A 15130-nucleotide genomic window follows, 5' to 3' on the forward strand; every position below is an offset into this window, starting at 1 on the left:
AAGTGGCGGCTTTTCAAAAACACCCCACCCAGTGCCGAATGAATCCATCATTCAACCAATTGCACACTTAACCCATGTAATACCCGTATAGAGATTTCATCATTTCGCTTGTACGCACACAATGCTTGAATTTTATACCTTACTTAACTTAATAGCGTCACGTTGAACAGGTCGATTATGGTCAGATACTACCATGATTGACCTGTTTTTTGTTATCTTCGTTTTCCCTCAGGTTTTTTAAATTTCATTCGCAACTGTAGAATACACTGCCCCGATAGGGATGGCGAAGGGGGGAATCGCATCTTCTAGGATGGATAGCACGACCACTATAGTAAAGATAGTCATGGATTAAAAAAATTAATTCTGTCTGCAACATATCTAAGTGGTGTAACGGTAGTTATAGCAAAAGAAAACTCTCTGGTGACGACCAATTTACATAAAGAGTAGGTCATATGGCAAGGCTAGCCACCCACTCCCTCATCTCTATAATACAAGCGGCAAATCCGTAAAAAGTTTTGCTTGTGGGGGAACGCATGAATAACGTACAGCTTTCCATTGATAAAATTTCCGTCCAATATCATGGGGTAACTATGGATTTCTACAACCGACTCGCACTGTCATTTCGAGATTGGTTTGATATCAAGCCATTTATTCGGCACAAAGGGTATGTTTACCATTGGAATTTAGGAATGAACGATGCTTACCTGTACTTGCGGTATCAACCTTGGTGGCAGAAGAAAGCATGGAAGTACACGCTTCAAATCGAAACTCATCCTGATTACCTGATTAAGTTTCGTACATTGCTTGACGCTTTGTATGGACATTCTCAGGAAGTTTATTTTAATCGATGCGAGTTGGCTTATGATTTTCCATACCCTATGAGCAATGTATTTCTTGCTTCCAATACGGGGCGGAACATGAACATCTATGAAGGAACTCGCTATTTCGGCAGGAAGGAAGAAAGCAAGGGTCATGCTTTCTGTCGTAATTATGACAAAAAAGCCGAGCGGCTATGTAAGGGTATGGAAGAAGTAGGGGAGCGTACGAGAGTGGAACTGATGTACAAGCCTGACGAGAAAATACCGATTGAAAGCATCATCCAGTATCCGCCCAAGTTCAATAACTACTACGCTTGTAGTGTCATTACAGACTTACAGTCCGTTCGGGCCCAGAAAAGAGCAATGTTAATGGCTCTACAACATGGTTTAATGACTCCTGATGAACTCAGCAACAAGCCATTTCGATGACTTGATGAAGTTGGTCAAGAAGCATGGCAAAAAAGGAATGATTCCTGTCTATGGATTAGAAGACACGGGCGTCAACGGTAGAGCATTAGCCGTTCATCTTGTCGAGAATAAGCAAATCGTCAAGGAAGTCAATTCTGCCCTTTCCTACCATGAGCGTAAAAGTTACGCTACCTCTCAAAAGAGCGACAGTTGGGATGCGTATTGTATCGCCAAGGTGTTGCTTGCAAGGCTCGATGAACTGCCAGACGCAAATCCGCAGGACATTTACTGGACAATCGGTCAACTGGTGGCAAGACGTAACGCAGTAGTCAAATATGCCAGTTCATTGAAAAATCAACTGCACCAACAACTAAGCTATCACTTTCCGTCTTATAAAAAGTTCTTTTGCGACATTGACGGAAAAACTGCACTTGCCTTTTGGGAGAAGTACCCTGCTTCCCACCACTTGGAATCGGTGGGGACAGATGATCTAGCCGCTTATCTCCGTAAAGCTAGTCATAACACCTGTTCTACCCGTAAGGCTGAGGAAATACTGGAACTGGTGAAGAAAGACGGGGAGACAAAGCGGAACTATCAAGCATCCAGAGACTTTCTGGTTACGAATATGGTACAGGACATGACAAGAAGCAGAGAACTGATCAAGGAAACAGAAATTCAACTTCGACTTGTTATGTCTCAACTGAATTACAAGCTAGAGACAATGGATGGAATTGATGTGGTGACCGCTTCTCAACTGGTGGCGGAAATCGGCGATATTCAACGCTTTTGCAATGCTGACAAGTTAGCACGTTTTGCAGGTATTGCTCCTGTTCGCTTTAGTTCGGGCGGCAAGGGCAAAGATCAAGCAAGCGGACAAGGCAATCGAGTATTGAACAGTATCTTTCACAACCTAGCCGTTCAACAAATCCAAGTAGCCAAAGGAAGCAACAAGAAACAGCGTAATCCCCTCATGCACGAGTTTTACCAAAGGAAGCTAGCAGAAGGCAAGACAAAGAAACAAGCTCTTATATGCGTGATGAGAAGACTTGTAAACATTATCTACAGTATGATGAAGAACAAAACGGAATACAGGGCGGCAACACCTCTAACAGAACGCCAAGCAGGATGATAGATTGGTGGTGATTGGTAAAACGATTGCCACCTTCTTTATTCCCCAGTTTAAGATTACAACATAGGGGACGGGTAAACCAAATTTATCAAGCGGTGATTTAGGAGAACTATTAGGTAGTGGGGGTAATAAGAATGTGTATGCTTATGGTGAAGATAAAGCCGTAGGAGTTCTTAAAGATGGGAAGAAAACAAAGTTGATTACAGACGAATTGGATATGTTAAACAAGCTTGATGAGCTAGGATTACCGACAGTAAATGGACAATCAATTTTTGTTGATGAAAAAGATGCTCATATGTTTGATAGATTCGCACAAGGTTCCAAAGATATTGTAAAATTACATGATGGTAAGGTGCGAATAGTTGGAGAATCTCCATTATTAAATCAACGGAGTATAGATGATTTGACATCTATAGGAAAAATAATGGTTGAGAAGAAGATCAAGATTGAAGATTTGCAGTTCCTAATTGGAAAAAATGGAAGAGTAGTTGTTGCTGATCCACTAAAAGTAGAGGTAGGTAAAAAATTTAAACCATCAACAAATAACTTAAGAATGATCGATTTGCTTATAGAATCTGCTAAGAAGAATCTAAAATAAAATATTGATTTTGGGAGAGTGTTTATGGATAACGAGTTGCGAGATGGATCCTCAATTCCATCTGATAGGATTAAATTGTTACAGATTATGAAGAATAAAAAGCTTAACAAGCTGGTAAGATACAGCTGGTGGGAAAGCGAAGAAGCAATGGAACAATGTGAGATTGCACAAAATGAAGTGTTCTCTCTAACTGCTGGACCACTCCTGCTATACTTTGAATTGGGATTAGTAGTAGGAGCAGCCAGTGACCCTTCAAGAAGTTCGGTTATTATATGGGTTGAAAAAGATGATACTGGTTATATTAAAAACGATTCTGTTGAAAATGACACTGATTTATATCCTATTAATGCTGAGGATAATATATATAGTAGTCCCTATTGGATTCAAATAGTAGGACAGGATATAAAAGAAATTAATATTATAAAGCGAGATCCCTACAATGCGCTTTTTGAAGAATTACCAAATGAAGTTGGTCTTGAGATAGTAATGGAGAATGATATGAAATTTATATTATCCCATGGATTACACAATGATTCAGATGATTTCTCTGTAATAACAACTTCACAAATAGAAGTAGATATAATAGAAAACCTAAAGTGGTTCACCTGCTAATAATTTTTGTATGTATTACGTAGTTTGGAGAGTCTGTTAATCATTTTGTGTAAACCCATTTACAATCCCAACAACAAGATCGTACAATACAACCAACAAACCAAACAATAAATGATTCAAACACTTGATAAACTTTCAAAGGCTTATTCCAACTTGAACGAGGAGGAGTAAGCCTTTTTCGTAATGAAGTGAAAGTGGAAAAATACCTAAGCTAAATGAGTCTGTTGAGGGGACGTATATGAATAATTACATTTTATCTTTTATAAAAAAGTTTGATCATTTTTTTGTGCAAAAAGAAATCTCAAATATTATTTTTTTACATGATGAGGATGATGATGAGAGATTAGACCATGTACTTTTCCTTGAGAAAGATGATGGTGATGTCATAGGCTTGTATATAAGAGGTATGAATCCAATTATCTCAATGAATAGACTTAATGATTTGGATGATTTTAATTTATTTGCTAGTTATGAGGAATTATTTGAATGTAAGGAGAATTTCAAACTCAAAATAGAGTATTTAGCTTTGTGTTTTAGCACTCAATACAACGAATTATTTGGTTTATATTTGGCGAATAACGATGCATCTAGTTCTATATTTATCTTATTTTTACATGATGAAATTTATGTAGAAAAGGATTGTAGTAAATACGACGCTAGAAGGATGCTTGAAAAAAGGTTTTCGGCTGAAGGTTTTATAACATACGAAAAAAAATATGAGACTGACTGGAAACAAGTGAGCTTCTAACCGGGTCTGTCAAGAATTTCGGGGCCTGTCACATTTTTTGGTAAACCCATTTACAACCCCAACAACAAGATCGCACAATACAATCAACAAACCCAACACTTAAAAACTTGACAATTACGCTTGATAAACTTTCAAAGGCTTATTCCAACTCGAACGATGAGACGGAATGAGCCTTTGAAACATGCCCAAAATTAAAGGAGGAATTGAAAAATGGCAAAGTAGGTACAGGAAAACGAGGATGAATTGCACAAGCACAAATAGAGTAAGAGGCAATCTTGGATGATGTAAGAAGCAACTTTCAATATCACGTGAGCTAGGAGAGATAAAGGTACTGGCGAGAATCCATCTCCTATAAGCAGATTCTTTTTTCTAGACGAAGAAAGACTGCCGAGAAACTCGGCAGCCTTAAAATGGGGGAGGGAATTTCCTAATTCTTCTTTTCTTCGCAGCTATTAATCTTTCAACTCGGTAATCACTAACATTTGATATTGATGCTGAAACTCGATTTCCTTCTCATTGCTCAGCTTGTCCCTTGTGCTTATCGCTATTTTCCACGAGGAGTTGTCTACCTCAATTGAGAAGGGTACCTACTGTATGAGGAAAAAGCTGCTTACCACTTAATCGGCAAAGAATGGTAGCCAAACGCTAAATCAATCAAGGCACTTGCTTCTTGACGCTTCAATGAATCTTTTGCGCGGAATGTGAAAGAGCCATCTGCGCTTATCTTCGTATCAGGATCGACGATGCCTTGCGAAGAAAGAGTAGTGATCGCATCTTTTGCCCATGCATCGGCTGTGTCTTGCAGCTTCACTTTGCTGGTTGCCACCGGTTCAAGCTGTTTCAAAGTTTGGATCATGACAACAGCGGCTTGTCTTGAGATAGGTGCCGAAAGGTTGAAATCAGGGATGCTTGCGGTCAATTGCTGTCTATTCTTGTCTTCACCCCCGGCTAATCCATACCAGCCACGTGCTTTGAACAGAGCGTCAATAAATTCGCCTTGTGTCATGGTCCCTGTAGGATCAAATTTACTTCCTGTTTTTGCTCCCATAATGGAAAGAGCGCTGACATTGCTGATATAGGTCTTATAGCTACTGGAGTCAGAGACGTCTGAATAAGTCTGCTTCCCATCCATTTTTTGTGAATAGGCAACGGCATGTGAGACGTTATTTAGCGTGGAATAATAGAAGTATTGGATGGTACCGTTTTTCTCTTCCTTGAATGCGATTTTATTGCCTTCCTCATCTACAAACAGCAGAGGGTGAATCATTCGCAGCTTTTGTTTTCCACTTGTTGCATCTTCTAACAGGAGTGAGCCGTTCTCGTAAGCAATAGAAGTGCGGATCCAAAAGCCACGCGTATTTTGGTACAGCCCGATATATTTTTGTGCATCCCCTTCACTCAAGGGCAAGTAAACAGGCTCTGCTTTTTCTTTTTCGGGGAAATAATGATCCATGAATTCTTTAAAAATATCAGACCTCATCTCCGAATCATTATTGTAAGACATATAAAAGGCGGTTTTTTGTTCAGGGATCAATACGATTAGGGAACCGTGGCCAGGCATGTTTCCACCCTTGAAAACAACGTGCTGACCATTTGCCTGCTCTCTATAAAGGTTTTCAAAGCCTCCTACTGTCGTGAGCGGGATGTCTTTTTCCGCGAAAAACTGGTAAGAATGCATCAAGTCCATGCTTTTCTGGCTGACGATTTCCTTGCCGTTAAATTTTCCGTTTTGTAGCTGCATGATCAAGTACTTGGCCATGTCTTCTCCCGTTGATAGAATGCTTCCGTCCGGAGCAACAGTTGGGTTTAATCCTTCTATCGGCTGTGGTTTGCCATTAGGACCGTAATGGGCAGCCATTCTCTTCAAGAGCTCAGGCTTTAAGAGTACGCTACTCGAGGTCATTCCGAGAGGCTTGAACACTTTTTTATCCATATACTCGTCAAAGGACATTCCACTTGCTTTTTCCACGGCGTAGCCAGCAAGTAAGAATCCCGTATTATCATACGTATAGACCTCGCCAGGTGGTCGGACAACGGTCGGCAGATTATTCTCAGAAAGGAATTTATCCATCGAGATGTTCTGCTTGATGTATTGTGGACCGGTAAAGGTAGTGATGTCAGGCAAATCGAAGCCGCTTGTGTAGGTAAGCATGTCGAACAGAGTTAGCGGTTTTCCTGTCTTATTGGAAATCTTTAGCCCGCCGAGATATTCCTCTACATTACGATGCAGGTCTATTTTGCCCGCATCGACTTGCTGCAAGACGGCCGTGGCGGTAAAGGTTTTCGTTACAGAGGCAATTTGGAACACCGTGTCTTTATCAACAGGGATTTTCTTTTCCTTGTTAGCAAAGCCGTATCCTTTGTTCACGAGGACCTTGCCATCACGGACGACAACAAAGTTGGAACCATTCACATTAAATTTTTTCATTTTCTCTGCAAACAGTTGATCGGCAAACGCTTCTACTTCTTTGGCATCCAGCGGTCCTTTTATGTTATTGGCAGCAATGGAAGCAGTCTGATTTGATTCCATAGCGCTGAGCGGCTGCGTGCATGCGGCAATCAAGGTCGTGGAGAGAAGAAAAATAGTGAGACTCATTTTTTGAAAAGCCTTTTTCATGTGGGATTCTCCTTTGGGTTTTGCTAATACGTTTTGGCGCACCGACTCCGAGAGTGAGCCTTTAGCACAGTATGGCAAAGCTCGTGTCATACTCGGAAGTAACTTTCTGTCATATGACATTTTGGCACTGGCTCATACGCAGGTTCTAAGAGCATATGAAAAAGACTGCCGAGTTTCTCGACAGCCTTAAAGTGGGGGAGAATAGTTATTAATCTTTCAGCTCGGTAATCACTTTTGAAGCGCGTTTTTCATCAGGGGTAGGGAACAATTGAAATTGATGCTGAAGCTCGATTTCCTTCTCATTCAAGTCACTTGAATCTTTTTGCTCAGCTTGTCCCCTGTGTTTATCGCTATTTTCCACGACCAGTCACCTCCCTCAAAGGAGTAGGGTATACAACAAGTCCCTACTTTATCCCAAAAAGAGGAAAAGGATGCTTATCGTTTAATCGGCAATGAATAGTAACCAAATGCTAAGTCAAGCAAGGCACTGGCTTCTTGACGCTTCAGTAAATCTTTTGCGCGGAATGTGAAAGAGCCATCTGCGTTTACCTTCGTGTCAGGATCGACGATGCCTTGTGAAACAAGAGCAGTGATCGCATCTTTTGCCCATGCGTCGGCTGTGTCTTGCAGCGTCACTTTGCTGGTTGAAACAGGTTCAAGCTGCTTTAAATTTTGGATCATGGCAGCAGCGACTTGTCTTGTGATTGGTGCCGATGGGTTCAAATTAGGGATGCCCGCGGCCAATTGCTGTCTAAGCCCGTCTTCACTCCCGGCCATTACGTAATGGCCTTCTGCTTTGATCAGGGCGTCAGCAAATTCGCCTTGTGTCATGGTCCCTGTAGGATCAAATTTACTTCCTGATTTCGCTCCCATAATGGAAAAGGCGCTGAGGTTGTTGATATGGGTCTTATAGCTGCTAGTGTTAGGGACGTCTGAGTAGGTCTTTTCCATTTCCATTTTTTGCGAATCGGCAACAAGGCTAATGCCTTTTGGCGTTGTATGATAGAAGTATTTGATGTTACCGTTTTTGTCTTCCTTGAACGCGACTTTTTCGCCTGCCTCATCTACAAATAGCAATGGGCGAATCATTCGCAGCTTTTGTTTTCCGTTTTCCTTACCCTCAAGCACGAGTGATCCATTCTCATAGGTAATAGAAGTGCGTGTCCAATAGGCACGCGTATTTTGATACAGCCCGAAATATTTTTGCGCATCCGCTTCACTCAAGGGCAAGTAAACAGGCTCAGCTTTTTTTTCTGTTTCTGGGAAATAATGATCCATGAATTCTTTGTAAATATCAGCGCTAACCATTGTATCATTGTTGTAGGACATGAAAAAGCCGGTTTTATGTTCCGGGATCAATACCATCAGGGAAGAATGGCCTGGCATGTTTCCGCCCTTCAAAACAACGTGCTGACCATTTGTATACTCTGGAAAATAGTTTTCAAAGCCTACGGTTGTGATCGGGATGTCATCCGCGAAAATCTGGTGCGTATGCATCAATTCCATGCTTTTCTGGCTGACGATTTCCTTGCCGTCAAATTTTCCGTTTTGCAGCTGCATGATCATGTACTTTGCCATGTCTTCTGCTGTTGATATAATGCTTCCCTGCGGACCATCAGTTGGAGCGTGTCCTTCTAGCGGACGTGGCTCGCCATTAAGATCGTAATTGGCAGCCATTCTCTTCATGAGCTCAGGCTTCAAACGTACACTGGTCGAGTTCATTCCGAGAGGCTTGAACACTTTTTCATCCATATACTGGGCAAAGGGGATTCCACTTGCTTTTTCCACGGCGTAGCCAGCGAGTAAGAATCCTGTATTATCATACGTATAGGCTTCGCCAGGTGGTCGGATGATGACCGGCGTGTGCTTTGAAAGGAATTCATCCATAGAGATGTCCTGCCCGATGTATTGTGGACCGGTAAAGGTAGTTTCGTCAGGAAATGCGAAGCCGGGTGCGTAGGTGAGCAAGTCGTACATGGTGACCGGTTTTCCTGTGTTATTAGGAATTTTTAGCCCACCGAGATATTCCTCTATATTGCCATGCAGGTCAATTTTACCCGCATCGACTTGCTGCATGGCTGCCAAGGCGGTAAAGGTTTTCGATACTGAGGCAATTTGGAACACCGTGTCTTTATCAACAGGGATTTTCTTTTCCTTGTCAGCAAAGCCGTAGCCTTTGTTCACGATGACTTTGCCATCACGGACGACAACAAAGCTGGAACCAGCCACATTATATTCTTTCATTTTTTCTGCAAACAGTGGATCGGCAAACGCTTCTATTTCTTTGGCATCCACCGGTCCTTGGGCAGCAATGGAAGCAGTCTGAGTGGATTCCACAGCACTGAGCGACTGCGTGCATGCGGAAATCAAGGTTGTGGAGAGAAGAAAAACGACGAGACTCATTTTTTGTATCACTTTTTTCATGTGCGATTCTCCTTTTGTTTTGGTAACACGTTTTGGCGCATCGACTCCTGGAGTTAGCGCTTGAGCACAGTATGGCAAAGCTCGTGTCATACTCGGTAGTTACTTATTGTCATCACTTTTCCGACTGACAAAATGATTTTGATGAAATGACATGACTTAGCCTGTCATATGACATTTTGATACTGGCTCATGTGACACGTAGTGGATTACGGTAAGGGCAGACCGTCATCATCTTGTCGGAAAAGGTATAGATAGGAGAGAATTAGCTTATATGAAAAGAGCGATTATGCGTAACGTTCAAAATGTTATCTTTTTGCTGTTTACATTTGTCTCGGGAGTATTTTATTTATGTTTTTACTTGGTCAGTATCATGCTTGGCTTGGCCTTGTCATTTACCGTAGTGGGAATTCCGTTGCTCACCCATGTGTTGCGTACAACCCAAATCTTTGTCCAGCATGAACGTATTCAGACTAAGATTTATACGGATATTTCAATAGAACCTTTGGAAACGAGACAAAGAGCAGAGGGAAATCAATGGATGCAGGCAAAGGTGGAATTAATGGATGTGAGAAACTGGATATCGGTTTATTGGCTGATGCAAAAATTTTTCATAGGCTGTGTCTGCCTGGTGGTCGGAGTGCTCATCTACATTGGACCCGTATGTTTTGCGTTGGTACCGTTGCTCTATCCTTATTTGGAGTTAACTTTTTTCGGGTTCCTGGTGGATTCAGATCTGATGGCATTGCAAATTATGGGTTTGGGATTCATACTCATGATCGGGTGCTCCAAGATTGGGAACGGACTGGTACAATTAATTGGTGGGTACACCCGCTTGATGTTCAAAGCAATTAGGAGATGATGGTTTGTTAGATATCGTAAAACAATGGGCCTGGTATGACTGGGTGATGCTTTTTTTACGTTTGCTTATTTGCTTTTTTCTCACCGTTACGACCGCACAATATGTAGATTCTCTTACTCTACCCTTATGGATTGTTATTTTATGGGAAGTTATGGTTTTTTCCGTCCCGTGGATTTGTTTACTGCTGAACTATCGTTACTACCTGATTGCAGAAATGCTCATGTTTGGCGGATTATCGATTTATCTCACGTCTATGTTTCCGGAGGCGTACCTTACTTTTTTGATGCCAGCTTTTTTGATTGCCGCCAATAGTGCGGAGAAATCGTATCGCTGGTCGGCTCCTATTACTATTGTTTTCATCCCACTACTGATTATGTTTTTTTCGCGGAAAATTGAATTGCTCCAGATATTCCCGCAAGTAGGGCTTGCTTATGTGGTGGGGTTTGCCTTTCATTTGCTTATCGTCAATCATCGGCAAAATGAAATTATTCGCAAGCAAAACAGTGTGCTGGAGCAGTACCTCACCCAAATCGAGAGAGTGACGCTGCTGGAGGAGCGGGACCGACTCTCCAAGGACCTGCATGATACGATGGGGCATTCCTATGTCTCGATCATCATGGGGCTGGAAACCTTGCGTCAGGATGTGGTGTCGCAGGAAGGGACGCAAAAGCTCGACTCCCTCTTAAAGCTTGCGCGAAACGGCATGAAGGAAGTGAGAGGGTACTTGCATCAGATGGGGTCACCGCAAGAAACGCTTCCCTTGGTTCATTCGCTGAAGCAGCTTGCGGAGGAGTTTCAGACACATGCAAAGGTGAATGTGCGGTTTCGTGCGATCGGAGAAGAGTATCCTGTTGGTAAGCAGGTGAAAATGACTTTGTTTCGCTGCTTGCAGGAGTCATTGACGAATGCCGTACGCCACGGGCACGCTACGGACATCGTCGTTTCCTTGCATTTTGAGCAGCAACAGACAAGGTTGGAAGTACAGGATAACGGTCACGGGGTGGAAAATTGGGAGGATGGCTTCGGGATCACGACGATGAAAGAGAGAGCCGCTCATTTGCAAGGAAGAGTATCCGTATACTCAGAGCGAGGAGAAGGAACGCTCGTTACTTGTTTGGTGCCGAGGATGGTCGAGAACGCCGACGAAATCATTCGTTTGTTTATCGTAGATGATCACTCGTTTATTCGGGAAAGCTTGCGCTCCATACTCGAGGGACAGCGGGACCTGCGGGTAGTCGGGTTAGCCGAGGATGGGGCGCAGGCTGTGGAGCTGTGCGAGGAGCTGGAACCAGACCTGGTGCTGATGGACTTGGAAATGCCGAATATGGACGGGATCACTGCGACAAAACGAATAAAGGAAAAATGGCCCGGTATTCGTGTTCTCGTCCTGTCTACGTTTCAGGATACTGAAAAAGCCAAGGAAATCATGCGCAGTGGTGCAGACGGCTATCTCTTGAAATCGATTGAATCACGCGAGCTTGCGGAAACGATTCGCCTCGTCCATCGCGGTGGTACGATGATTGCACAGGACTTGTTTCATAAAATGCTGGAGGCACAGCCAGTAAACGAACAGGAAGATTTGCTCGTTGCACCGAAACTAAGCGAAAAAGACGAGAATGCTTATGGTTTAACGAAGCGGGAGCAGGAGATTTTGCAGATGCTTTCCCAAGGTATGCGCTATAAAACAATAGCTTCCAAGCTGTATTTGTCTGACGGGACCGTGCGTAATTATGCGTCTGCTCTGTATGACAAGCTTGGGGTGCGGAATCGGGATGACGCGGTACAAAAAGGGAAAATGGAAGGACTTCTGTAACGTATGATAGCCAGGGAGAGTAGGCCCTGGTTTTTTGCTTTTCCTGTCCTGAAAGCTGGAGGGCACAATGCATTCTGCTAAAAATAGCTGGTTTATTGTAAATATTTCTTGTTCTGTTAATATGAAGTTTGGTACAAATTATGGGAATTAGGAGACAGAGCAAAGAGATTATCGAGGAGATTTTTAGTGGAGGACAACAATGAAACGATTGATGGCAGCATTGTTAAGCCTTGTGTTAATCCTGACGGCCCAAACTAATACGGTTCAAGCCAATGGGAATGACACAAGAGTCGATTACGAACAGCATTATACACGTATCGGGGAGGATTACCACATCCTTAACGATAATGTGCTACTGTCGAAAAAAGATGGAACCGCATGGACTTGGTACATCTATGGACATCCTCTTAGTTCTTCAGATCCATTCTATAAAGCCAAAAAGATGCAAATTCCGGGCTTGCAGAATGTGAAGGAGATGACAGTCAAAAGGAAGTCGGCCCGGGGTAACTATATTGTTAACTACGCGGCCCTAAAAAATGACGGAACGGTGTGGTATTGGGACGCCGCCCCCGGCACCACTCTTGAAACGAGTACGGCTAGTGCTCCGAAGCAAATCAAAGATTTGAAAAATGTAACGTCACTAGTTGCGCATTATAACAGTGCCTACAAGGTCTTGTTCGTACTAAAATCAGACGGTTCCGTATGGAGTTTGGGAAGTGAAATAGGTACCACGAAGGGGGCCTCACTCGTTCCAGTCCGAACAAAGCTGCTAGATGATGTCATATCCATTAAAATGGCTGCCGGCATCGTATTCGCTGTGAAAAAGGACGGTACGATTTGGAGATGGAAGGCAAATTCGTATCTGCCGAATAACCGCTCGAAAAACACAAGTCCAGAGCAGATGAACGGATTTGCTAATATCGTCAAGATAGAGCCGGGCATTTCGACCAGCTATGCCTATATGAAAGATGGCAATGTCTTGTCTTGGCCAACTGCTGACACGAAAAAATATCCTTTGTATTTACATGCAGCAAAAGATGCGCGAACGATCGTGCAATTTGACTCCATGAGAGATCGGAATATCGATAAAACGTATGCCTTCCGAGAAGACGATCAGCTTTGGTCAGTGGACAACAACGATAAAGTTTTCCCAGAGCTTACGGACATCGCTTCTATATACCAAAATGACTATTCCCCACAAGATAGGTATTACTATGTATTAAAAAAGGATCAGACTTTGTGGGCTTGGGCAGATTCGATTGCCTTGCCGAAGCTAGTTGTTTTCATGGATGAAACGGTAGCTCGTAATCGTTCAGAGAAAGCAGACAAACCAGCAGCCGAACGTCCTAGAACAGCAGACAAACCAACAGGCAATCACCTTGGAACAACAGCCCAGCCAGTGATACGAACTACGCCGGAAATGAGTCTCTATCCGTATGTCACGATGCTGCAACCTGGGAACAAACAATTCATTGCGGTAAATAATCTGCTTCCCGGGACAAAAATGACGTACACCATTGACGATCCGAGCATAGGAACCTTATCGAATGTGAATGGTACACAGGTCGTAAAAGCCAACAAACCCGGGCAGACCATTGTGCGGGCAACTGCAAGCAGAGCTGGTTCCCCGGACGTGACCGCTTACTTTTTGTTGTACGTCGTCGATAGTAATAGACTGTCCGAGACGTATTACACTGCCGTCCAGTCGGTACCTGTCGCTGACAGACAGCGTCCGTTTATTGCGGAGGGACTGACTCAAGCAGGAGAGCTAGTTATTACAGCCGCAAGCAGCGAAAAGCCAGAGCTTGTTGACGGCCAACTCGTCATCACGCCCGAGTTGATTGACCGCGTAGCTGACAATGCGCGAAAGGCTAAGACAGCGGTGGAGCAGACGCTATCGGAAAACAACATTGCCCTTGCTAGAGAGTTGGTCGTAAATGGGGAAGTTTTGTCTTTGCCTGAACAAAAAGGTTTTACAGTCAAACTTTATAAGAATAGCTTCACGAATCGTAAGGATGTCGACTATCTTACCGTCCATGCGGGGGATGCGAAACTGACGTTTAACCTTGCGACCGTAAATCGCCTGTTCTATTCGCTCCCGGTTATCGTTATTCGCTTGGTCGAAAACAATAACGGCGGATATCACGTACAATTTTTAGATGAACAAGGGCAGGAGCTTTCAAACGTATCTAGCAACATCGGGCTCATTCTGCCTGCAAATCAGGCGGACGCGACACATCATAGCGTGTTCTATACGAATGGGAAAGTAACGCAGCCTATCGGAGGAAAGTTCAATCCGTACAATAACGGCATGGAAGCAGAAATAAACCGTTCCGGTACTTATTTCGTGGACGGTAATACCAAAACGTTCCCTGATGTTGACAATCGGGATCCTGAGTTACAGCAAGCCGTACAGTTTCTGGGATCGAAAGGAATCGTAACCGGGAAAGAAGATGGCAACTTTGAGCCCGATTCACCGCTTACCCGTGCAGAGTTCACGGCGATGCTGGTAAGAGCTTTTTACGCTTTGGACGAAACGGCGACGGAGAGCTTTTCAGACGTGAATCCACCGCAATGGCATGTTCCATTTATCGCGTCATCCGAAAAGAAGGATATCGTCAAAGGTTATCCAGATGGCACGTTTAGGCCGGATCATACCATATCCCGGGAAGAAATGGCTGCGATTGGTGCAAGATCATTACATGAAAAGAAAAATTATCATTACCCTTCGAATACGGGGGACTACTTGAGTCAATTCACAGACCAACACACGATTTCCGATTGGGCGAGACCAACGATGGCTTTGGCTGTGAAGCAGCGCTTGATCGATGTTCCTGCCGATAAACAGATTAGAGCTGGCGAGGCTGTCACTCGCGGGGAAGCTGCCCGAATGCTATATCGACTATATTTGCAGCTTTGATACTGTTAATAAATCGCGGAAGGCTTATTCCACCATGAATGATGAGGGGGAATGAGTCTTTTTTTAATCAACTATGAAAATGGACAATATAGATATATAAAGGAGAAAAAAGTCATGGAGGATATAAATCCCAAATATGTTACTCGAAGTGCTATTGAAGGTCTTGTAAAGAAAATCAATTTAC

11 protein-coding genes are annotated in these 15130 nt (G+C 43.3%); 8 read left to right on the top strand and 3 right to left on the bottom strand.

Annotated elements, in window-relative coordinates:
* The first annotated feature begins 533 nt into the window (after positions 1-533).
* From ACM6JA_RS17855 to ACM6JA_RS17875, 5 genes are all read left to right on the top strand, one after another.
* The gene (locus ACM6JA_RS17855; protein ID WP_414853403.1) at positions 534-1247 is read left to right on the top strand and encodes a replication initiation factor family protein; all 714 of its coding nucleotides are present in this window, start codon (positions 534-536) and stop codon (positions 1245-1247) included.
* 4 nt (positions 1248-1251) lie between these two features.
* A complete protein-coding gene (locus tag ACM6JA_RS17860; RefSeq protein WP_414853404.1) occupies positions 1252-2355 on the top strand; it encodes an IS110 family transposase in 1104 nt (367 codons plus the stop codon).
* A 136-nt stretch (positions 2356-2491) separates the two neighbouring features.
* Entirely contained in the window at positions 2492-2953 is a 462-nt protein-coding gene (locus tag ACM6JA_RS17865; RefSeq protein ID WP_414853405.1) for a hypothetical protein, read from the top strand.
* Positions 2954-2977: 24 nt separating this feature from the next.
* Positions 2978-3565: a hypothetical protein gene (locus ACM6JA_RS17870; RefSeq protein WP_414853406.1), complete on the top strand. Its 588-nt coding sequence runs from the start codon at positions 2978-2980 to the stop codon at positions 3563-3565.
* A 238-nt stretch (positions 3566-3803) separates the two neighbouring features.
* Positions 3804-4313: a hypothetical protein gene (locus ACM6JA_RS17875; RefSeq protein ID WP_414853407.1), complete on the top strand. Its 510-nt coding sequence runs from the start codon at positions 3804-3806 to the stop codon at positions 4311-4313.
* Between the two features lie 610 nt (positions 4314-4923).
* Here the strand turns inward: ACM6JA_RS17875 and ACM6JA_RS17880 are convergent.
* From ACM6JA_RS17880 to ACM6JA_RS17890, 3 genes are all read right to left on the bottom strand, one after another.
* Entirely contained in the window at positions 4924-6930 is a 2007-nt protein-coding gene (locus tag ACM6JA_RS17880) for a serine hydrolase domain-containing protein (protein WP_414853408.1), read from the bottom strand.
* Positions 6931-7138: 208 nt separating this feature from the next.
* On the bottom strand, positions 7139-7291 hold the full coding sequence (locus ACM6JA_RS17885; protein ID WP_179212438.1) for a hypothetical protein: 153 nt from the start codon (positions 7289-7291) through the stop codon (positions 7139-7141).
* 74 nt (positions 7292-7365) lie between these two features.
* On the bottom strand, positions 7366-9354 hold the full coding sequence (locus ACM6JA_RS17890) for a serine hydrolase (RefSeq protein WP_414853409.1): 1989 nt from the start codon (positions 9352-9354) through the stop codon (positions 7366-7368).
* Positions 9355-9625: 271 nt separating this feature from the next.
* On the opposite strand from ACM6JA_RS17890, the gene ACM6JA_RS17895 reads away from it, so the two are divergent.
* From ACM6JA_RS17895 to ACM6JA_RS17905, 3 genes are all read left to right on the top strand, one after another.
* Positions 9626-10213 carry a sensor domain-containing protein gene (locus tag ACM6JA_RS17895; protein ID WP_414853410.1) on the top strand — a complete coding sequence of 196 codons (588 nt, stop codon included), beginning with the start codon at positions 9626-9628 and terminating at the stop codon, positions 10211-10213.
* Between the two features lie 4 nt (positions 10214-10217).
* Positions 10218-12026 carry a response regulator gene (locus ACM6JA_RS17900; protein ID WP_414853411.1) on the top strand — a complete coding sequence of 603 codons (1809 nt, stop codon included), beginning with the start codon at positions 10218-10220 and terminating at the stop codon, positions 12024-12026.
* 199 nt (positions 12027-12225) lie between these two features.
* Positions 12226-14946 (top strand): S-layer homology domain-containing protein, encoded by a 2721-nt coding sequence (locus tag ACM6JA_RS17905; protein ID WP_414853412.1) that lies wholly within the window; start codon positions 12226-12228, stop codon positions 14944-14946.
* Positions 14947-15130: the final 184 nt, after the last annotated feature.

The sequence above is a fragment of the Brevibacillus sp. IT-7CA2 genome (assembly GCF_949767855.1).
Classification (GTDB): Bacteria; Bacillota; Bacilli; order Brevibacillales; family Brevibacillaceae; genus Brevibacillus.